At 64.6% G+C, this 21,386-nt stretch carries 18 protein-coding genes; 12 read left to right on the top strand and 6 right to left on the bottom strand.

The genetic code is table 11. The annotated features are described in order from the left end of the window. Positions 1 to 142: 142 nt before the first annotated feature. On the bottom strand, positions 143 to 607 hold the full coding sequence (locus tag Q0330_RS11015; RefSeq protein ID WP_299478749.1) for an Rrf2 family transcriptional regulator: 465 nt from the start codon (positions 605 to 607) through the stop codon (positions 143 to 145). 182 nt (positions 608 to 789) lie between these two features. Between Q0330_RS11015 and Q0330_RS11010 the strand changes: the two genes are divergently transcribed. Next, a complete protein-coding gene (locus tag Q0330_RS11010) occupies positions 790 to 1,449 on the top strand; it encodes an alpha/beta hydrolase (RefSeq protein ID WP_299478745.1) in 660 nt (219 codons plus the stop codon). 113 nt (positions 1,450 to 1,562) lie between these two features. Beyond that, positions 1,563 to 2,150 (top strand): HD domain-containing protein, encoded by a 588-nt coding sequence (locus Q0330_RS11005; protein ID WP_299478742.1) that lies wholly within the window; start codon positions 1,563 to 1,565, stop codon positions 2,148 to 2,150. On the opposite strand, the gene Q0330_RS11000 is transcribed toward Q0330_RS11005, so the two are convergent. Next, positions 2,147 to 2,812, bottom strand: coding sequence for a hypothetical protein (locus Q0330_RS11000; RefSeq protein ID WP_299478739.1), 666 nt, complete (start codon positions 2,810 to 2,812; stop codon positions 2,147 to 2,149). The two genes, Q0330_RS11005 and Q0330_RS11000, sit on opposite strands and share 4 nt — an antisense overlap. Before the next feature lie 71 nt (positions 2,813 to 2,883). Here Q0330_RS11000 and Q0330_RS10995 point away from each other — a divergent pair, with 71 nt between their 5' ends. The 7 genes from Q0330_RS10995 (at position 2,884) to Q0330_RS10965 (ending at position 12,739) form a co-directional block, all read left to right on the top strand. Next, entirely contained in the window at positions 2,884 to 4,095 is a 1,212-nt protein-coding gene (locus Q0330_RS10995) for an NADP-dependent isocitrate dehydrogenase (protein ID WP_299478736.1), read from the top strand. A gap of 435 nt (positions 4,096 to 4,530) precedes the next feature. Further along, positions 4,531 to 5,199, top strand: coding sequence for a phosphoribosylformylglycinamidine synthase subunit PurQ (gene purQ / locus Q0330_RS10990; protein WP_299478733.1), 669 nt, complete (start codon positions 4,531 to 4,533; stop codon positions 5,197 to 5,199). A 152-nt stretch (positions 5,200 to 5,351) separates the two neighbouring features. Then, complete coding sequence (locus tag Q0330_RS10985) at positions 5,352 to 7,091, top strand: ATP-binding protein (protein ID WP_299478773.1); 1,740 nt, start codon at positions 5,352 to 5,354, stop codon at positions 7,089 to 7,091. 15 nt (positions 7,092 to 7,106) lie between these two features. Beyond that, positions 7,107 to 8,435 (top strand): sigma-54 dependent transcriptional regulator, encoded by a 1,329-nt coding sequence (locus Q0330_RS10980; RefSeq protein ID WP_299478730.1) that lies wholly within the window; start codon positions 7,107 to 7,109, stop codon positions 8,433 to 8,435. After that, positions 8,432 to 8,662, top strand: coding sequence for a hypothetical protein (locus Q0330_RS10975; protein WP_299478727.1), 231 nt, complete (start codon positions 8,432 to 8,434; stop codon positions 8,660 to 8,662). Before Q0330_RS10980 ends, Q0330_RS10975 begins: the two co-directional genes overlap by 4 nt. A 562-nt stretch (positions 8,663 to 9,224) precedes the next feature. Next, complete coding sequence (locus Q0330_RS10970) at positions 9,225 to 11,861, top strand: Rne/Rng family ribonuclease (RefSeq protein ID WP_299478724.1); 2,637 nt, start codon at positions 9,225 to 9,227, stop codon at positions 11,859 to 11,861. Positions 11,862 to 11,995: 134 nt separating this feature from the next. Next, on the top strand, positions 11,996 to 12,739 hold the full coding sequence (locus tag Q0330_RS10965) for a cytochrome c biogenesis protein CcdA (protein ID WP_299478721.1): 744 nt from the start codon (positions 11,996 to 11,998) through the stop codon (positions 12,737 to 12,739). Here the strand turns inward: Q0330_RS10965 and murJ are convergent. The 3 genes from murJ to Q0330_RS10950 are packed head-to-tail and all read right to left on the bottom strand — an operon-like array spanning position 12,736 to position 18,238. Next, positions 12,736 to 14,262, bottom strand: a complete 1,527-nt coding sequence (gene murJ / locus Q0330_RS10960) for a murein biosynthesis integral membrane protein MurJ (RefSeq protein ID WP_299478718.1) — start codon at positions 14,260 to 14,262, stop codon at positions 12,736 to 12,738. The genes Q0330_RS10965 and murJ overlap by 4 nt on opposite strands. Before the next feature lie 3 nt (positions 14,263 to 14,265). Then, the gene (locus Q0330_RS10955) at positions 14,266 to 17,046 is read right to left on the bottom strand and encodes a [protein-PII] uridylyltransferase (protein ID WP_299478715.1); all 2,781 of its coding nucleotides are present in this window, start codon (positions 17,044 to 17,046) and stop codon (positions 14,266 to 14,268) included. 1 nt (position 17,047) lies between these two features. Beyond that, positions 17,048 to 18,238 (bottom strand): penicillin-binding protein activator, encoded by a 1,191-nt coding sequence (locus tag Q0330_RS10950; RefSeq protein WP_299478712.1) that lies wholly within the window; start codon positions 18,236 to 18,238, stop codon positions 17,048 to 17,050. Positions 18,239 to 18,360: 122 nt separating this feature from the next. On the opposite strand from Q0330_RS10950, the gene rsmI reads away from it, so the two are divergent. From rsmI to gshB, 3 genes are all read left to right on the top strand, one after another. Further along, positions 18,361 to 19,230 carry a 16S rRNA (cytidine(1402)-2'-O)-methyltransferase gene (gene rsmI, locus Q0330_RS10945; protein ID WP_299478770.1) on the top strand — a complete coding sequence of 290 codons (870 nt, stop codon included), beginning with the start codon at positions 18,361 to 18,363 and terminating at the stop codon, positions 19,228 to 19,230. Between the two features lie 104 nt (positions 19,231 to 19,334). Next, a complete protein-coding gene (locus tag Q0330_RS10940) occupies positions 19,335 to 19,679 on the top strand; it encodes a YraN family protein (protein ID WP_299478709.1) in 345 nt (114 codons plus the stop codon). A gap of 79 nt (positions 19,680 to 19,758) precedes the next feature. Next, on the top strand, positions 19,759 to 20,715 hold the full coding sequence (gene gshB, locus Q0330_RS10935; protein ID WP_299478706.1) for a glutathione synthase: 957 nt from the start codon (positions 19,759 to 19,761) through the stop codon (positions 20,713 to 20,715). A gap of 337 nt (positions 20,716 to 21,052) precedes the next feature. Here the strand turns inward: gshB and Q0330_RS10930 are convergent. Beyond that, the coding region (locus Q0330_RS10930) for a transposase domain-containing protein (RefSeq protein WP_299478703.1) at positions 21,053 to 21,386 on the bottom strand (334 nt) is incomplete at its 5' end.

Here is a 21,386-nt window from a genome sequence, read left to right as displayed (position 1 = left end):
CGGCTTCTATAGAATAATTTCCGCATATGGGGCAGGGGTTCCGTCCAGATAAGGACGAATTGAGGTCAGTCGGGCCCACGGGCAGAAAAATGTCTTGAATCCGGGCGGCGGGGGCGGTCGACTTGTCGCAGCCCGGTTTCGATCAGGACTGATCGTCCACGACCGAGAGGATATCGGGCACCGCCGGGCAGGGCAGCAGCCGGTTCCTGGCCACATCGGCAAGGGTCGCATTGTGCAGGAACACATAGACATGGGCCGACAGGCTCTGCCAGAGCCGGTTCGAGAGCGTCTGCGCGCGCGACCCCGACAACCCGCCAGAAGCCCCGGCACCGACATGCAGCGCGCTCACGGTTTCATCGACGGCGGCCAGCACTTCCGAGACGCGGATCTCGGTCGCCGGGCGCGACAGCTTGTAGCCGCCGCCGGGCCCGCGCGCGGATTCGACCAGGCCGGCACGGCGCAGGCGGACGAAAAGCTGTTCCAGATAGGCCAGCGAGATATCCTGACGCTCGGAAATATCGGCCAGCGTGGTCAGCGCGCTTTCGGGCTGCAGCGCCAGGTCGACCAGGGCGACCATGCCGTAACGGCCCTTGGTGGATAGTTTCATGGTCCGATCCCTCCCTGCATTGCCGCCTCCGGGCGGTCAATATTGACGAATGGCCACGGCTCGCGCTAACTGCGCCGGTTCAGGCGGCCCTTGCGCCGCCCGATCCCGGACCACATCTTCGGGGTCAGGAAATAGTTGCCGCTGCTGACTGCGTCAAGAAACAGGTTTCGCGAAGGATCCCCATGCCCGAACTGATTTTCCCCGGTCCCGATGGCCGCCTCGAAGGCCGCTACCATCCGCAGGCCAAGCCGGACGCGCCGATCGCCATCATCCTGCACCCGCATCCGCAATATGGCGGCACGATGAACAATCGCGTCGTCTATAACCTGCATTACGCCTTCCACAAGATCGGCTTCACCGTGATGCGCTTCAACTTCCGCGGCGTCGGGCGCAGCCAGGGCGAGTTCGATCAGGGCATCGGCGAGTTGTCGGATGCCGCCGCAGCGCTGGATTACCTGCAGGCGATGAACCCGAATTCCAAGCATTGCTGGGTCGCGGGCTTCAGCTTCGGGGCCTGGATCGGGATGCAACTGCTGATGCGCCGCCCCGAGATCACCGGCTTCATCAGCGTGGCGCCGCAGGCCAATCTGTACGATTTCAGCTTCCTGGCGCCGTGCCCGGCCTCGGGGCTGATCATCAACGGTTCGGCCGACCGGGTGGCGCCGGCCAAGGATACCGAGGGGCTGGTCGCCAAGCTGCGCGAGCAGAAGGGCATCACCATCAGCCACGAGACCATCGAGGGTGCCGACCACTTCTTCCGCGACGACGAGGCGCATATGGCCCCGATGATCGACAAGGTGCAGACCTATGTCCGCCGCCGCCTGACCGAAAGCTCTCGGTGAGGCTCGGATGCGGTCGGGCACTGCATCCTGGTTGAGGGGGTTGCCGGATCTTCGGGTCTGCCTCGCGGGCGCGGCCACACGGACAGATATTTGCGAGACAGGTCAGGACGCGCATGGAACGCAGTGAACTGGACGCGCAGTTTTCTTTTCTGGTTGAAGCCGATAAGCTGAAATCGGTCGAGCGGGCGAATACGCTGAACGACCTTTCCAGACAGGAAAACAGCGCCGAACACAGCTGGCATCTGGCGCTTTACGCCATGGTGCTGGCCGGGCAGGCCGCGCCGGGCGTGGATCTGAACCGGGTGATCCGCATGCTGATCCTGCATGATCTGGTGGAGATCGACGTGGGCGATGTGCCGCTGCATTCGGGCAATGGTGCTGCCCATGGCGCGCCTGAGATAAAGGCCGCCGAGGCGGCAGCGGCGCAGCGTCTGTTCGGGATGCTGCCCGAGGCGCAGGGGGCGGAGTTTCTGGCCCTCTGGGAGGAATTCGAAGCCGCAGAAAGCCCGGATGCGGTCTTCGCCAAATCGCTGGACCGGACGCAGCCGCTGGCGCAGAATCTGGCCTCGAACGGGGTGAACTGGCGGCGGTTCAATGTCACCCGCGAAAATGTCGAGACCCGGGTCGGCTCCAGTATCGCGCGTGGCCTGCCCGCAGTCTGGGAATACCTGCACGCCAGGGTGCGGGCGCATTTCGGCTAGAAGGTTTCGCCCGCGCGCAGCCTTGCGGTCAGGCCGTCGATGCTGTTGCCGGCTGCCTGCCAGTCCTGCGTGGCACAGGCGCAAAGGCGATAGGCCTCGGTCGCGGTCTGGCCCTTCGGGCCGGCCAGAAGCGCGAAATCCTCGGGGGTGCGGGGCGGCCTTGCGGCAGGGGTGGCGCAATCCGGTGCGGCCTTTGGCGCGCCATCGGTTCCCGAAGACAGCACTGCCACGCCTTCGTCCAGCCAGACCGGCAACCGCTTGCCGCCCAGCCAGCCGGTGAAGCCGGCGGCATTGTGCAATTCGGCATGGATGGCCTCGTGCAGGTAGAAACGCGGATCGTCGACGACCGACGGGCGCAGCCTGATCAGCCGGTCGAGATAGGTGCGGCCGCGCGGCCCGCCGGTATCGCAGGCCGCAGAGGTGCAGACCTGCCAGCGCGGTGCGGCCTGCCAGCTGCCCAGATCTGTGCCGGCTGTGGCTTCGGCCTCGGTCACGCGCGCGATCACGGTCTGGCGCTGCGCGGGGGTGGCGGCGCGGTCGACCCAGATGCGCGGCGCGATCCGTTCATAACCCTGCGCCATCGGCAGCAGCGGCGAGGCAAGCGCCAGCCCGGCCCCCACGGTCAGAAGTACCGTTCCGGCAATCGCTGCATACCATCGCATACCGGCTTCCTTTCCGTGACCGAAGGCATTATACCCCTTGGCAAAGCGAATTCCATCCGAAGGGAGCACCCATGTCGAAGATCAAGGTAGAAAACCCCGTTGTCGAGCTCGACGGCGACGAGATGACCCGGATCATCTGGGACTTCATCAAGAAGAAGCTGATCCTGCCCTATCTCGACGTGGACCTGAAATATTACGATCTCGGCATCGAGGAGCGCGACCGCACAGACGACCAGATCACCGTGGACGCGGCCAATGCCATCAAGCAATACGGCGTCGGCGTGAAATGCGCGACCATCACCCCGGACGAAGCCCGGGTCGAGGAATTCGGGCTGAAGAAGATGTGGCGCAGCCCCAACGGCACCATCCGCAACATCCTTGGCGGGGTGATCTTCCGCGAGCCGATCATCTGCAAGAACGTGCCGCGCCTTGTCCCGCACTGGACCAAGCCCATCGTCGTCGGCCGTCACGCCTTCGGCGACCAGTATCGCGCCACCGATTTCCGTTTCCCGGGCAAGGGCAAGCTGACCATCAAGTTCGTCGGCGACGATGGCGAGGTGATCGAGCACGAGGTCTTCCAGGCCCCCGATGCCGGTGTCGCCATGGCGATGTATAACCTCGATCCTTCCATCGTCGATTTCGCCCGCGCCTCGATGAACTATGCGCTGCAGCGGAAATACCCGCTGTACCTGTCGACCAAGAACACCATCATGAAAGCCTATGACGGGCGCTTCAAGGATGTCTTCCAGCAGGTCTTCGACGAGGAATTCGCCGACAAGTTCAAGGCTGCCGGCATCACCTATGAGCACCGCCTGATCGACGACATGGTGGCCTCGTCGCTGAAATGGAATGGCGGCTATGTCTGGGCCTGCAAGAACTACGACGGCGACGTGCAGTCGGATACGGTTGCACAAGGCTTCGGCAGCCTTGGCCTGATGACCTCGGTGCTGATGACCCCGGACGGGCAGACCGTCGAGGCCGAGGCCGCGCATGGCACCGTGACCCGCCATTATCGCGAGCATCAGAAGGGTAACGAGACCTCGACCAACTCGATCGCCTCGATCTACGCTTGGACCGGCGGGTTGAAGCACCGCGCCAAGCTGGACGACAATGCGCAGCTGATGTCCTTCGCCCAGACTCTGGAAAAGGTCACCGTGCGCGCGGTCGAGGACGGGTTCATGACCAAGGACCTCGCGCTGCTGGTCGGGCCGGACCAGAAATGGCTGTCGACCATGGGCTATCTGGAAAAGGTCGACGAATACCTGAACAAGGCGCTGCGCTGATCGGCGCAGGACTGGGAAGGGGCCGGGCATCTTGCCCGGCCTTTTTCGTTGCTTTGCCGGTCGCAACATCGCGGGTGGCAATTAAGCTGATCTAATCTGTCGTGTTTCAGGATCGAAACATCGAAAACCGCTCGGCAGAAATTCGCCAATCTTTTCAGTGGTAAGATATAATACTTGACGCTGCGTAATCCTGACAGAAATGTCAGGTTTTCCATGTCGATTTTATGACGAAAGTGTAATATTCTTAAGCATATGGACCTGGCGCCGGTCCAGAATCAAAGGGCGCTCTGGCGGTCCTGGTCTCCAGGGAATCTCGCCGGGGCGCCCTTCCTCATTCCGCGACATGCCGTCGATCCGGCGGCTTTCCCGCAGGGCGCTTTCCAAGTGGCGCGAAATCCGCTATCGGCAGGGCATTCCCAAGGCCCGGAGACTCTCATGAAAGCCGCCGTCATCACCTTTCCCGGTTCCAATTGCGACCGCGACCTGCGCGTGGCGCTGACCCGTGCCGGCGCCGAGGTGGCGCAGGTCTGGCACAAGGATGATGCGCTGCCGGCGGGCACCGATCTGGTGGCGGTGCCGGGCGGGTTCTCGTTCGGCGATTACCTGCGCTGCGGTGCCATCGCCGCGCAATCGCCCATCGCCCGGGCGCTGCGTGCCCATGCCGAGCGTGGCGGTTACGTGCTGGGCATCTGCAACGGCTTTCAGGTGCTGACCGAACTGGGCCTGCTGCCCGGCGCGCTGATGCGCAATTCCGGGCTGACCTTCATCGCCCGGCCGGTGGCGCTGGAAGTGGTGACAACCGACAGCGCCTTCACCGCCGGTTATACCAAGGGGCAGAAGCTGGATATCCCGGTCGCCCATCACGACGGCAATTACCAGATCGAGGCCGAGGGGCTGGCCGAACTGGAAGCGCAGGACCGCATCGCCTTCCGCTATGCGCCGGGGATCAACGGATCGGTCGCCGATATCGCCGGCGTCCTGTCGGCGAACCGCCGGGTGCTGGGCATGATGCCCCATCCCGAACGCGCCGTGGAAACCGTTCAGGGCGGCACCGATGGCGTGGCCATGTTCGCCGCGCTGGCCTCGGCCCTGGTGGCGGCCTGAACGGGGCTGCCGCCGCAGCCGGACGGCATCTTCTTGGCAGAAGGCGCGGCCTTGCCTAGATTGCAGGGAATGGCATTGGCAGCGGAAGCCCCGGTTTGACCCGTATTTTGCACGATAGCGAGGCAGCGCCGCGCGAGGGCGAGGAGACGGCCATCAACCAATGGCCGCTCAGGGTCGCGCTTGTCCTGCTTTTCGTGCTGGGCGGGCTGGTGCTGTGGGGCACGAACGATTTCCTGACCGAACGCTCGACTGAGACCACGCGGGTCAGGGCCGAGCTTCGTGCGACGCTTTATTCCGGGCAGTTGCAGTCGGAATTGCAGCGCAATGCCGTGGTGCCGATGATGCTGGCGCGCGATCCGGCGCTGATCACGGCGCTGGCTTCCGACGATTTCGCCTTCACCTCGGCCCGGCTGATCTCGGCCCAGAAGGAAATCGGGGTGGCCTCGATCCGGCTTTTGGATGCCTCGGGCCGGACGGTGGCGGCGACAGAGCGGCAATTGCTGGGCACCAATTACGTCTCGGCACCCTATTTCGTCGATGCCATGCGCTCTCGCGATACTGTGTTTACGGTTGCGGCGTCGGATCGGGGCGGGTTCGAATTCGTCTATTCGCGCGCCATCGCCGACAGTTCCGGCACGCTTGGCGTGGTCGTGGTCGGGGCCGATCTGCAACAGCTGGAACGCAACTGGGCCGGGATCACCGATGCCGTGGCGGTCACGGATTCGACCGGGGTGGTGATCCTGTCGACCGAGGCGCGTTGGCGCGGCCTGCCGCTGGAGGAGGCGCTGTCGGTTCGGCCCGCGCCAAGCGCCATCGAGCGTGCCTTTCAGGTCTCGACCGATTGGACGAACAACCCCGCCGATGCCTATGTGAAGGGCCGCGCGGTGATGCAGACCGAGACCCGCATCCCCTTCCGGGGCTGGCGGATGCACAGCTTCACCACTTACGAATCCATCCGCGAGCGGGTGAACACGGTCCTCGCCTTCGAGGCCATGGTGCTGGCGGTTCTGGCGGCGCTTCTGTTCTATATCATGTCGCGCCGGGCGCAGCGGCGCTCGGTCGCCTATATGCAGGAATCGGCCGATCTGCGGGCGCTGAACGCGCGCCTGACCCGAGAGATCGCCGCCCGCGAGCGGGTCCAGCGAGAACTGCGCGTGGCCGAACAGACGGTGCAGCAATCCTCGAAACTGGCGGCTTTGGGCGAGATGTCGGCGGGCGTCAGCCACGAGTTGAACCAGCCTCTGGCGGCGATGAAGACCTATCTGGCCGGCGCGCGCCTGCTTCTGGACCGGGGCCGTGCCGACGAGGCGCTGTCGAGTTTCCAGCGCATCGACGATCTGGTCGACCGCATGGGCACCATCACCAGGCAGCTGAAATCCTATGCCCGCAAGGGCGGCGAGGCCTTCGAGCCGGTCGATCTGCGCGCCGCGCTGTCCAGTGCCCTGACCATGATGGAGCCGCAATTGCGGGCCCGCCCGGTGCGGATCCTGCGCAACCTGCCGCGCCGTCCGGTCATGGTCTATTGCGACCGCATCCGGCTGGAACAGGTTCTGATCAACCTGCTGCGCAACGCCATCGACGCCACCAAATCGGTGAAGGACGCGCGCATCGACATCGGCATCGAGGCCGATGTTCAAGCGGTTGTGACGGTTCGTGACAACGGTCCGGGGGTCAGCGATCTGGACAAACTCTTCGAACCGTTCTTCACCACCAAGAAGCCGGGCGAGGGCACGGGCTTGGGTCTCGCCATTTCCTCGGGGATTGTGGCAGACTTCGGCGGCCGGCTGACTGCCCATAATGCCGAGGACGGTTCCGGCGCGGTCTTCGTGCTGGCGCTGCCGCTCCACGATCCCGATGGCGGCCAGGTCGAAAAGCCGCTGGCCGCAGAATGAGAAGGATTTTCAGGTATGAACCCTACGTTACGAATTGCGATTGTAGATGACGAACCCGACATGCGGGAATCCATCAGCCAGTGGCTGGTGCTGTCGGGCTTCAATACCGTGACCTTCGCCACCGCCGAGGACGCGCTGAAGGAGATCGGGGCGGACTGGCCCGGCGTGGTGATTTCCGACATCCGCATGCCCGGCATGGACGGCATGGCCTTCCTGAAACGGCTGATGAGCATCGATTCGGCGCTGCCGGTCATCATGATCACCGGCCATGGCGATGTGCCGATGGCGGTCGAGGCGATGCGGCTCGGGGCCATGGATTTCATGGAAAAGCCCTTCAAGCCCGACCGCATGACCGAACTGGCCAAGAAGGCCACGCAAGCCCGGCGCATGACGCTGGACAACCGCGCCCTGCGCCGCGACCTGTCGGAGGGCCAGCAGGTGATGTCGAAGCTGGTCGGCCAGTCATCGGCGATGGAGCGCCTGCGGGAAGACATCCTCGATCTCGGGCAGGCCGACGGCCATGTGCTGATCGACGGCGAGACCGGCACCGGCAAGACGCTGGTGGCCCATGCGCTGCATGCGGTCGGGCCGCGCGCCTCGAAGAAATTCCTGCCCATCGCCTGCGCCGCCTTCGACCCGGAACATCTTGCGGCGCGGCTGTTCGGCCCGCTGGAGGATGGCATCCCGGCGGTCGAGGAAGCGCGCGGCGGCACGCTTTGCCTCGAAGATATCGAGGCGCTGCCCGATCCGCTGCAGGCGCGGCTTCTGGGCTTCATCGCCGATCAGGGCAGCCCGGCCGAGACCCGGATCATCGCCATTTCCAATGCCCGCGGCGATGGCCGCCGGCCCGAGGATCTGCTGCGCCCGGACCTGTTCTATCGGCTGTCGGCGCTGCAGATCACGGTGCCGCCCCTGCGCGCGCGGGGCGAGGATATTCTGGCGCTGTTTACCCGCATGACGGAACAGTTCGCCGATGAATATGGCTGCGAGCCGCCACAGGTGAACGCCCAGGAGGCGGCCCAGCTTCTGCAGGCGCCATGGCCCGGCAATGTGCGCCAGCTGATCAATGTGGCCGAACGCGCGGTGTTGCAGAACCGGCGCGGCTCGGGCTCGATCACCTCACTCCTGATGACCGAGGGCGACGAGGATCAGGCCCAGGCCACCACGACCGAGGGCAAGCCGCTGAAGGAATATGTCGAAAGCTTCGAGAAGATGCTGATCGACAATACCATGCGCCGCCACAAGGGCTCCATCGCGGCGGTCATGGACGAATTGTGCCTGCCGCGCCGGACCCTGAACGAGAAGATGGCGAAATACGGGCTGTCGCGCGGGGATTACCTGTGATCGGCGACCGCGACGGTGGCCGGCGTTTCGGGGTCGAGGCGATGGGGGGCTATGATCTCGGCCCGGTGATCGCGCTTGGCCTTCTGGTGCTGTCAGCCGGTGTCGTGGGGCTGGTGCTGATCGTCTGGGGCCTCGTCAGGATGGGGAATGGCCGTGGTGGCGGCATGGTGATCGGCGGTCTGGTCCTTGCTGTTCCGGTCCTGTTGGTGCTGACGATGATACGATAGCCCGGACCGTCGGCGGGTCGTGCGACGCACGGATGCGCCCTGATGGCTGATTGTGGCCGTAGGGCGCTGTTCGACCGCAGGACACAAGCGATGACCGGAAGCCGGTCAGGGGCGACGGTCTGCCGTGGTGCCGCTTCAGATCGCATTGTTTGTCGGACTTGCACGCACCGTCCCCGCAATTGGGCATTGAACTTCCTTGCCTTCCGCCCTTATGTTCAGATCATGCGCGTGGTCTGGGTCATGGACCGAACCTGCGCGCCATCAGTTTCGCAGCGGAGGCTGATCTGTCGTTTGAACGGCAGCCGCCCGCCAAGAAAACCACCCTGCGTCACATTTCTCGCGGGGGAGTCGTTCACTGCCCCGTGTTTCAAACCCCGGGGCCAAGAGGTAACAGACGCGATGCATCGCGCGCGATACAGGTCGGAACAGGCGCTGGCGGGGTTACTCCCCGCGGGCCGTTTTGCCGACCTCGTCACAGCCGCTTCCGCGTCCCCATCACATCGCAGCCGCCTTGTGCCACCGGTCGAAAGCCGGGGCCGGCGGCTGCGCGAAAGTATCATAAATGGCAAAGAAAATGCTTATCGACGCGACCCATGCGGAAGAAACCCGCGTGGTCGTCGTGGACGGAACCAAGGTCGAGGAATTTGATTTCGAGACCGTCAACAAGCGGCAGCTTGCTGGCAATATCTATCTCGCAAAGGTCACGCGGGTTGAACCCTCGCTTCAGGCTGCCTTCGTCGATTACGGCGGCAACCGGCACGGCTTTCTGGCCTTCGCCGAAATTCACCCCGATTACTACCAGATCCCGGCCGCCGACCGTCAGGCCCTGATCGAGGAAGAACGCGCCTATGCCGAAGCGGTCGCCGCCGAGGAAGCCGCGAACGACAAGCCCAAATCCTCGCGCCGGCGCAAGCCGCGTGGTGCCAAGGCCGAGAAGGCCGAGACCGGCGATGCGAAACTGGTCTCGGAAGAAATTCCGGGCATGGAACTGGTCGACAATGACGGCGAGGGCGATGAGGCGGAAGCGGCTGCAGGCGCCGATGACAGCGTCGCGACGCCTGCCGTCGAGGAAGCGGCTGAGGATTCCAAGGCCGAGGATTCCGGCGAAGCGGATGACAAGGGCGACGAATCCTCTGACGAGAACGACGGGGATGAGGAAGCCAAGGACGCCTCGGATCGCGACGACAGCATCGAATCGGTCGCCGAAGAGGATGTGACCGAAGAAATCCGCGTGCCGAAGAAGCCGCGCGCGCGCCGCTACAAGATCCAGGAAGTCATCAAGGTCCGCCAGATCATGCTGGTCCAGGTGGTCAAGGAAGAACGCGGCAACAAGGGTGCGGCGCTGACCACCTATCTGTCGCTGGCCGGGCGCTATTGCGTGCTGATGCCGAACACGGCGCGGGGCGGCGGCATCAGCCGCAAGATCACCAATATCGCCGACCGCAAGAAGCTGAAGGACATCGCCGGAGAGTTGAAGGTGCCGCAGGGCGCCGGCCTCATTATCCGCACCGCCGGCAGCCAGCGCACCCGGACCGAGATCAAGCGCGATTACGAATATCTCATGCGGCTCTGGGAACAGATCCGCGACCTGACCTTCAAGTCGATCGCGCCGGCGCCGATCTATGAGGAAGGCGACCTGATCAAGCGCACCATCCGCGACCTTTACAGCCGCGAGATCGACGAGGTGCTGGTCGAGGGTGAGCGCGGCTATCGCACCGCCAAGGACTTCATGAAGATGATCATGCCGTCCCACGCCCGGAACGTGAAGCATTACACCGATCCGATGCCGCTTTTCGCCCGCTTCCAGGTCGAAGGCTATCTGGCCGGCATGTTCAACCCGACCGTGCAGCTGAAATCCGGCGGCTATATCGTCATCGGCGTGACCGAGGCGCTTGTCGCCATCGACGTGAACTCGGGCCGGGCGACCAAGGAAGGCTCGATCGAGGATACCGCGACCAAGACCAACCTCGAAGCCGCCGACGAGATCGCCCGCCAGCTGCGCCTGCGCGATTTGGCCGGGCTGATCGTCATCGACTTCATCGACATGGACGAGCGCAAGAACAACTCGGCGGTCGAGAAGCGGCTGAAGGATCGGCTGAAGACCGACCGGGCGCGCATTCAGGTCGGCAAGATCTCGGGCTTCGGCCTGATGGAAATGTCGCGCCAGCGGCTGCGGCCGGGGATGCTGGAATCGACCACACAGCCCTGCGCGCATTGCCATGGCACCGGGCTGATCCGTTCCGATGACAGCCTGGCGCTGACCATCCTGCGCGCCATCGAGGAAGAGGGCACGCGCAAGCGCTCTCGCGAGGTGCTGGTCAAGGCGCCGGTCGCGGTGGCCAATTTCCTGATGAACGGCAAGCGCGAACATATCGCCATGATCGAGGCGCGCTATGGCATGTCGGTCCGGGTCGAGGCCGATCCGGCGCTGATCTCGCCCGATTTCGCCATCGAGAAGTTCAAGACCGCCACCCGCAACGTGCCCGAAGTGGCAAGCCCGGTGGTTTCGGTCGATGCGCAGCTGATGGCGCAGATCGACGATGACGAATTGCCCGAAATCGAGGAGGACGAGGAGGACGAGCGCGAGGACAGCGTCTCGACCCGTGCCGAAGGCGATGAGGGCGAAGGTTCCGGCCGCTCCAAGCGCCGCCGTCGCCGGCGTCGGCGGGGCGGCAAGGACCGCGCCGAGGGTGCCGACGGGGCCGAGGAGAACGGGGCTGAGGCCGCAGAGGCCGATGCCGTGGCGGAAGATGCCGCCGAGGGTGGCGAAGCTGTGTCCGGCGAGACCGAAGCCGAAGCTGAGGAAAAGCCGAAATCCCGCAGCCGCTCGCGCAGCCGGTCGCGGCGCAAGCCCGAACCGAAGGCTGAGGTTGAGGCTGGCGAGGAGGTTGCATCGGCAGAGGCCGAACCGGCGGCTGAGGCAAGTGCCGAGATCGTCGATCTCCGCGACCTGCCGGCAGCCCCCGCCGAGCCGGTGGTCCAGGAAGCCCCAGCCCAGGAACCCGACCCGGTCGAGGCCGCCGATAACGCCGCCGCCGCCGAGGAGGAGGTTCAGGTGATCGCCGCCGAGGCGAGCGCCGAGACGGTGGCCTCCGCCGAAGCGCCAAGCGCCGAACCCGTGGCTGTCAGCGAAGCCGCCCCGGAACCCGAGGCCGGCCCGGCGCGTCCCAAGCGGCGCGGCTGGTGGTCCATCGGCTGACCGCCAGATCCGTGACAGAACCGGAAGGCCCGCCCCGATCGGCGGGCCTTTTTCCTTGCCGGGAAAGGGCTTGGCCACGCGACTGTGACTGCATGTCCTCTGGCGCGGGCGCGAAAACCGGCTAGTGTCTGCGCATGTTCGGAATTGACCTCATAGATGCCGGTTTCCTGCCGGCAGCCATCGTCGCCATGCTTGCGGGCGTGCTGTCCTTCCTGTCGCCCTGCGTCTTGCCGGTGGTGCCGCCCTATCTGGCCTATATGACCGGGATCAGCGTCGGCGGGTTGAAGACCGGCGAACGCAGCGCGGTCCCGGCGGCGCTGATGTTCGTGCTGGGGCTTTCGACGGTGTTTCTGGTCATGGGCTTCGCCGCTTCGGCCTTCGGGCGGATGTTTCTGGAATACCAGATCTGGCTGGCGCGGATCGGCGGCGTCATGGTCATCGTCATGGGCCTGCATTTCCTGCATATCTTCCGCATCCCCCTGCTGGATCAGGAGGCGCGGCTGGATACCGGCGATCAGGGCGGATCGGCGCTTGGCGCCTATGTGCTGGGTCTGGCCTTCGCCTTTGGCTGGACCCCTTGCATCGGCCCGCTTCTGGGCGCGATCCTGACCATGGCCGCCAGCGAGGGCGCCATCGGGCGCGGCACCGGGTTGCTTGCGGTCTATGCGCTCGGGCTCGGGATTCCGTTCCTGCTCTCGGCGGTTTTCGTCAATCGCGCCATCGGGCTGATGAACCGCATCAAGCCGCATCTGAAAGCCATCGAGCGGGTCATGGGCGGACTTCTGGTCGTGGTCGGCATCCTGCTCGTTTCGGGCCGGATGGCGGACCTGTCCTATTGGATGCTGGAAAGCTTCCCGGCGCTTGGGCGGCTGGGTTAACGCTTCACATTGCGGCGCAGATCGCTCGGCGTGATCGCCCTGGTGGCGAAGGACAGCGCGAAATAGATCGCCGCCCCGCCAAAGACCAGCAGCGCCAGTTCCGGCAGACGGGCCATGCCGATGCGGTCGGTCCAGGCGTTCATTGCCCAAAGTGCGCCCGCCATCAGCAGCGACGAGGTCACGATGCGCGGGGCCACCCGGCGCAGGCGCGCGTCCCAGCGGGTCGACTGGCCCATCTCGCGGGTGCCGAGCCAGAGCTGGCCGACCATGACCCAGGCCGCGACCGAGGTGCCGATGGCGGCGGCCAGAAAGCCCACGATGCCCATCAGCCCGAAGGCCACCGCCGCATTGACCACCATCGAGATCAGCGCAAAGCGGAAGGGCGAGCGGGTATCCTCGCGCGCGAAATACAGGGGTTGCAGGATCTTCTGCATGACGAAGGCCGGCAGGCCGAGCGCATAGACGATCAGCGCATTGGCGGTCTGGCGGGTATCTTCGGCGGTGAACTGGCCGCGCTCGAACAGGGTCGAGACCATGGGCACGGCGATCACGGCGATGGCAAAGGCGGCGGGCAGGGTCAGGAACAGCCCGAATTCGGTCGCGCGCGAGAAGGCGGCTTGACCGCCGGCCTCGTCGCCGGCGCGCAGGCGCCGCGCCAGTTCCGGCAGCAGGACCACGGCGACGGCCGCGCCGACCACGCCGAGCGGAAGCTGATAAAGCCGGTCGGAATAGCTGAGCCAGGCAATGGCGCCGTCGAAGAACGATCCGACCTGACGACCGACCAGCAGGTTGATCTGGACCACGCCGCCCGCGAACATCGCGGGCAGGGCGATGACCAGCAGGCGCTTGATGTCCGGGGTCAGGCGCGGGCGGCGGGGCAGGAAGGTCCAGCCGGTGCGGCGCGCGTCCCACCAGACCAGACCGAGCTGGGCGATCCCGGTGACCGGCGTGGCCCAGGCCAGCGTCAGACCCAGATCCCAGCCGAACCAGCGGCCCAGATACATGGCGACGATGAACAGCAGGTTCAGCAGCACCGGTGCTGCGGCAGCAGCGGTAAAGCGGTGATGGGCGTTCAGCACGCCGCCGATCATGGAGGCCAGCGAGATCAGCAGGATATAGGGGAAGGTGATGCGGCCATATTCGACCGCGAGCGCAAAGCGCTCATCGCCGACGAATCCCGCCGCCATCAGCCAGACCAACCCCGGCATCAGGATCAGCCCGATGGCCGAGAAGATCAGCAGAACGAAGCTGAGGCCCGCAAAGGCATCGCGGGCAAAGCCCTGCGGGTCGTCCCCGCCTTCCAGCTTCTTGGAAAACAGCGGCACGAAGGCAGTGTTGAAGGCGCCCTCGGCGAAGAAGCGGCGGAACATGTTGGGCAGCGACAGCGCCACCAGAAACGCCTCGGCCACCGGGCCGGTGCCAAGCCAGGCGGCCATCAGGATATCGCGGACGAATCCGGTGACCCGGGACAGGAATGTCCACAGCCCGACCGAGATGAACCCGGCCACCAGCGATTTCTTCATGGCTTACGCTCCTGCCCGTTCCGCCCCGTCGCGTATGGCCTGCCTGAGCCGCTTTTCCAAGGCCTCGCGCCGCCCGGCCTGATGCAGCTTCAGCCCGAAAGCGTCCTTGACATAGAAGCTGTCGACGACCTGCGCGCCATAGGTGGCGATCACGGCACTGGCGATCTGGATGTGATTGGCCGCCAGCGTCCGCGTCAGGTCGTAAAGCAGGCCGGGCCGGTCGCGGGTATCGACCTCGATGATCGTATAGATATCGCTGCCTTCATTGTCGAAGGTCACATGGGTCGGGAACTTGAAGGCGCGGTCGCGCTTCTTCATCTGGTCCTTGTCGGCGAAGGCGTCGCGGGCCACGACCTCGCCCTTGAGGGTGCGGTCGATCATCTTGCGCAGGCGCGGCAGGCGCTCGACATCATAGGGGTGGCCCTCGGCATCCTGCAGCCAGAAGACCGCCGTGGCGAACCCGTCCTTCGAGGTATAGGTGCGCGCATCGACCACGTTCGCCCCGACAAGCGCAAGTGCCCCGGCCAGCCGCGAGAAAATGCCCGGATGATCGGCCAGCACGAAGGCCGCGCGGGTGGCGTCGCGGTCGGGATCGGGATGCAGCTCGATGCGGATCTCGTCATTGCCGAGATCCTTGAGCAGCCGGGCGAACACCTCCTGCGTCTGGGTCGGCAGGCCCTGCCAGTAACTGGCGTAATGGCGCGCGGTCTCGGCGCGGATGTCCTTGGCGTCCCAGCCCTTCGCCGCCAGCAGATGCCTGAGCGAACGCTTGGCCTCGTCGCGGCGCTGATCGCGGTTCAGGGCCTCCATCCCGTTATCCAGCACGGCGGCGGTCTGGTCGTAAAGCTGGCGCAGCAGCACCGCCTTCCAGTTGTTCCAGGTGCCCGGCCCGACGCCGCGAATGTCGCAGACGGTCAGCACCAGAAGCAGGTCCAGCCGCTTGCGCGATTTCACCGCCTTGGCGAAGTCGCGGATGGTGCGCGGGTCCGAGATATCGCGCTTCTGGGCGATATCGGACATCAGCAGGTGATTGCGCACCAGCCATTCGACGGTCTCGACCTCGTCCACCGGCAGGCCCAGTCGCTGCGTCACCCGGCGCGCGATCTGGGCCCCGATGATCGAGTGATCCTCGGGCCGGCCCTTGCCGATATCGTGCAGCAGCACCGCGAGATAAAGCACCCGGCGGTTGATCTTGCCGGCCATGATCCGGCTGGCGATGGGCAGGTCCTCGATCTCGTGACCCTGCTCGATCTCGGAGAGCGCCACGATGCATTGGATGGTGTGCTCGTCCACCGTGTAATGGTGGTAGACGTTGAACTGCATCATCGCCACGACCGGCTCGAATTCCGGGATCAGCGCGGAGAGGACGCCCAATTCGTTCATCCGGCGCAGGGCGCGTTCGGGATTGCCGTGCTTCAGCAGCAGGTCGAGGAAGATGCGCACCGCTTCGGGATCTTCGCGGATATCGTCGTCGATCAGCTCCAGATGCGAGGCGATCAGCCGCATGGCGTCGGGATGGATCAGGATGCCGGTGCGCAGCGCCTCCTCGTAGATGCGCAGCATGTTCAGCGGATCCTTCAGCGCATCGTCCGGGTCCGAGAAGGTCAGCCGGCCCGACAGTTCGGCATAGCCCGGGCGCAGCTTGCGACGGCGCCGGAAGATGCGCCCGAGCAGCGGCTGGTGGAAGACATGGCTGCTTTCCAGCGCGGTCAGGAAGACCCGGGTCAGGTCGCCGACGCGGGTGGCGTGGCGGAAGTAATCCTGCATGAACAACTCGACCGCGCGCCGGCCGGGGCGGTCCTGATAGCCCATGCGGCGGGCGACCTCGACCTGCATGTCGAAACTGAGCACATCGACCGGCCGACCGGCGATCAGGTGCAGGTGACAGCGCACCGCCCACAGGAAATCCTCGGCCTGCCAGAAGGCCAGATGCTCGTCGCGGGTGAAGAAGCCCAGATCGACCAGTTGCGCGGCGCGCTCGACCCGGTGGATGTATTTCGCGATCCAGTAGAGCGTCTGCAGGTCGCGCAGCCCGCCCTTGCCCTCTTTCACATTGGGTTCCAGAACGTAACGCTGGCCGCCCTGGCGCTTGTGACGCTCGTCGCGCTCGGTCAGCTTGGCCTCGATGAATTCGGGGATGGAGCGGTCGAAAAGCTCGCTCCAGAGCCGGTCGCGCAGGGTCTCGGCCAGCGAAAGCTGACCGGCCACGGCGCGATGTTCCACCATCGAGGTGCGGATGGTCATGTCCTGCCCGGCCAGGCGGATGCAATCGTCGACGCTGCGCGTGGCATGGCCGACCTTCAGCTTCAGGTCCCAGAGCATGTAGAGCATCGATTCGACGACGCTCTCGGCCCAGGCCGAGGTCTTGTAGGGGGTCAGGAACAGCAGATCGACATCGGATTGCGGCGCCATTTCGGCGCGGCCATAGCCGCCCACGGCCAGCACCGCCAGTTGCTCGGCCTCGGTCGGGCTTTGCTGCGGGTGCAGGTGGGTGGTGGCGACCCAATGCACGGTGGTGACGATGGCATCGGTCAGGCTGGCGAAGGCGCGCACGGTCTCTCTCGCGGCGCGGGGATGGCTTTCGAAGCCGGCGATGATGTCGTCTGTCGCCGCGTGGCGGGCGGCCTGCAACTCGGCCACGGTGACGGCGCGCTTGGTGCGGGCGTCGGGGGCCTTGGCCAGCTTTGCCGCCAGCCTGGGCAGGAAGCTTTCCGGGGCGAATATGGAATGCGCCCCGGGCAATGCCGGGGCGCTTTGTGGAAGGGTGTCGCTGCGGTCGCTCAACTCAGAACCCGAAGCCACCGCCGAAGCCGCGCGGGGCGGGGTCGATCACGACCACACGGCCGTTATTGATCGTGGCGATGGCCAGGCCGCGCTCGTTGGTGCCGTTCGGGCGCAGGCGGAAGACGCCGTTGACGCCGGCAAAACCCGAGGAGCGGGTCAGCCCGACGGTATTGACCGCGTTGCGGTTGCCGGCGGCGACCAGGGCCGCAATGGCGGCGACGCCGTCGTAACCGAGCGAGCCGAGATCATGCGGCGCCTCGCCATAGGCCGAACGATAGCGCTGCGTGAACTGCGCCTGCACCGCGGTGTCGGGCAGGGCGAACCAGCCGCCTTGCACGCCGGGCAGTTGCAGGCGCGCGGCCGGCGTGTCCCAACGGGTCAGGCCCATGAACTGCGCATCGCGCGAGGTGACGCCGGCACTTGCCAGTTGCCCGGTCAGATAGGGCAGCACGGCCTGCTGGTTGGCGGTCATGAAAATGGCGTCGATATTGCCCGATTTCGCCGCCTGGGTGACAGCCGGGATAATGGCGTCGATGCTTTCCTGCGACAGTGCGTGCTGCTGCTTGCCCGACAGCGTGGCGCCGTTCTGGGCGATGGCGGTCTGGATGGCGCCCGCACCGATCTGGCCGGCGGCGTCGTTTTCATAGACCATCAGGAAGCGGCGCAGGCCCTGCTTGATGCCATAGCTGACCAGGCGGTCCGCGACATTCTGGAAGGTGCTGCCGAGGATATAGACATTGCCGCCGGCGATCTCGGGATTGTTCGAGAAGGACAGGACGTTGAGATTGTTGTCCTTCATCGCATTGCCGACGGCATTGGCGGATTCGGCGAATAGCGGGCCCAGGATGATCTTGGCGCCTTCCGCAGCGGCCTTCTCGGCGGCGGAAACGGCCGAGGCTTCGGTCGGCGAGGTCGTGTAGACGCGCAGGTCGATGCGGGCGCCCTTGGCATCCGCGGCAGCCATCCGGGCCGAGTTCGCCAGCGACCGGCCAAGCCAGTCGAGATCGGCATTGCCGGTGCCGCCGGGCACGAGAAGCGCCACCTGGACCGGCTGACGCGGATCGATCTGCGGGCCGATCGCTGGGCCGGAGCCGGCGAGGCTGGTCGGCTGGCAGGCTGCGGTCGCGAGGCCCGCGCCCAGAATCCCCGCCAGCGCAGCGCGCCGCGTGATTCGCTTGGCAATGGTGAACATGCGGATGATTCCCTATTGTCAGGTTCGTGGCTTTGCGCCGCAGCCTATTCTCAAACCCCCCGCCTTTGCAACGCGGGGACCGCCAGAGCGGGGACAACATGACCGAATCGCGCCCAACACCCATGCCGCTGCCCGCCCGAATCGAGGCCGCACGGCTGGAGCCCGGCCTCTATCTCGTGGCCACGCCGATCGGGACGGCGCGCGATATCACCCTCAGGGCGCTCGACGTGCTGAACTCGGCCGACATGCTGGCCGCCGAGGATACAAGGACATTGCGCCACCTGATGGAGATCCACGGCGTGCCGCTGCGCGGTCGGCGGATCGTCGCCACCCATGATCATAACGAGGCGCGCCAGGCCGAGTTGCTGGCCGCCGCCGCGACCGAGGGGAAGTCCATCGCCTATTGCTCGGATGCCGGGACGCCCCTGGTGGCCGATCCGGGCTTCCGCCTTGCCCGCGAGGCGGCGCGTCACGGCGTGCGCGTCCATGCCGTGCCGGGTCCTTCTGCGGCACTGGCGGCGCTCAGCGTCGCCGGTCTGCCGAGCGACCGTTTCCTGTTCGCCGGTTTCGCGCCCCAGCCACTGGCGGCGCGCAGAACCTGGCTTCGCGATGTCACCTCGGTCGATGCGACCTCAATCATCTTCGACAGCCCGAGGCGCGTTAAACAAACATTGGGAATTATGTGCGAGGTTGATGCGAATCGTTCTATGGTGCTGTGCAGGGAACTGACCAAGAGGTTCGAGGAAATCATTCGGGGACTGCCGGGCAAAATTGCCGAAAACATCCCCGAGGCGGGGTTGAAAGGCGAAATCGTGCTGATCGTGGACCGTCCGGTCGCGGTCCAGCCGGATGACGATGAAATCGAGGCGGCATTGAGCGCCTTGCTGGGTGAAAACTCTGTGCGCGACGCTGCCGCCATGGCTGCGGAGCGCTTCGGCATATCGCGGCGCGACGCCTATCAACTGGCCCTGTCGCTGGAAAGGAAGGGATAATGCAGCTTTGCTTCGATTTCGACCGGGTGCCGGTGGAAGCGGTCGTCCTGCCGCCTGCAAAGCGACATGCGGGGCGGCAGACAGTCCGGCAAACTCGCGGTCAGATGGCCTATCAGTCCGGTCGCATGGCTGAAATGACTGTGGCGGATCGCTATCTTGCGGCGGGATACAAGTTGGTTGCACAGCGCTGGCGCGGGAAAGCCGGCGAAATCGACGTAATCCTTAAGAAAGACGCCTTGCTGGTCTTCGTCGAGGTGAAATCTTCGCGCGATTTTGCGCGTGCGGCTGAGAGGATCAGCCGGCGTCAGATGGACCGCATCTGCATGGCCGCCTGCGAATATTGCGGGACACTGCCGGCATCGCAGATGACCGAAATGCGAATGGATGCCGCCTTCGTCGATCGGTTTGGGCGCGTCGAAATCATCGAAGCCGCATTCGGGGCGCAGTAATCGAACTGGCGCAGATGCTATCGCGACTTGAATCGCCCGGCATAACGTCGGACAAGTGCGGCAAATCGGAGATGTTCCCATGAGCCTGTACGTTGCCCTGCAAATGGATCCCATCGAGAGTGTCGTCATCGACGCTGACAGCACTTTTCGCATCGGTTTGGAAGCAGAGGCGCGTGGACACCGGCTCTTTCAGTACACCGTTGACAAGCTAAGCTATCGAGAGGGCAAGGTGCTCGCACGGGGTCGTCCGGTCACGTTGCGGCGCGAACGTGGTAACCATGTCGATTTTGGCGATTGGGCGACAGTCGATCTGACCGAGTTCGATGTCATCTGGCTGCGTCAGGATCCGCCTTTTGACATGGGCTACGTTACATCTACGCATCTCCTTGATCGGGTCCGGAACGATGTGCTGGTGGTCAATGATTCGTTTTGGGTACGTAACTGTCCAGAAAAGCTGATGGTGCTGGATTTTCCGGACCTTACGCCCGAGACGTTGATAACCCGTGACCTCGCCGAAATAAGGGATTTTAGGGCTAAGCACGGCGATATCATCGTCAAGCCGTTATATGGAAATGGCGGGGCCGGGGTTTTCCACCTGCGTCCGGACGACCCCAACCTATCGTCTCTGCTCGAGTTGTTTTCGGGGATCAACCGTGAACCCGTAATCGTGCAGCGCTTCCTTCCCGCTGTGAAGCAGGGTGACAAGCGGATTATCCTTGTAGACGGAGAGCCGATCGGCGCTATTAACCGCGTACCTGCTTCGGGAGAAGCGCGGTCGAATATGCACGTGGGTGGACGCCCCGAAAGGGCAGAGCTTTCGGCGAGAGAAGCAGAAATTTGTGCGGCTATTGGCCCGGTTTTGCGTCGGAATGGCTTGCTGTTCACCGGTATAGACGTAATTGACGGCTGGCTGACGGAAATTAATGTAACCTCGCCGACTGGGTTGCAGGAGCTTGAGCGGTTTGACGGAGTCGATGGCGCTGCCTTGATTTGGGATGCGATCGAACGGAGGATCGCGGAAGGCCCTGTCAAGTAATTCGGCTCGCGAGGTGTTTAGTATCCGCGCCGTGGAGGAAAGTGTCAGGTCCTTTGGGTACGAGTGATCCGGTTCATGCTTCACCGAAAGGAAGCATGAATGAACATTTCGAAAGAAATCCTGGACGAATTTTTGAAGGGCGTGGATCGCCCTGAAGCCCTGCTCGGCGATGCCGGTCCATGTGGCGGGGAAGTCCGCGCCAAAATCGGTTGCATCGAGATCCGCGAGGTCGACAGTAAGCGGCGGCCACGCCCCATTGATTTCGCACTTGCGCGTTGTTGCGGTGGGATGAGGCGGAGGACGGTCGGAGCTCGTCAGGGACTACGAGACGAGGTGCCTATGCCTCCCGGCCCTGTCTGGCGTAGGCCCACGGCATCAGTGTCTCGATGTCTCGGGCGAGATGGCCGTTGGCGAGTTTCGTGAACATATCGCGCATATAGGCATAGGGTTCGACGCCGTTCATCTTGCAGGTGCCGATCAGGCTGGCGAATCGGGCCCAGTTGCGACCGCCCTCGTCGTGGCCGGCGAAGAGCGCGTTGCGGCGGTTCATGGCCGGGCTGCGGATGGCGTTTTCAACGAGGTTTGAGTCGATGTCGACGCGGCCATCATCGAGGAACGTAAGCGTTGTCTGGCGATCACCTTCTGCTGACGGGATAGATTTGCGACTTGGC

The sequence above is a fragment of the uncultured Paracoccus sp. genome (assembly GCF_937873615.1).
Taxonomy (GTDB): domain Bacteria; phylum Pseudomonadota; class Alphaproteobacteria; order Rhodobacterales; family Rhodobacteraceae; genus Paracoccus.
This window is presented reverse-complemented; position numbering and strand designations above follow the sequence as displayed.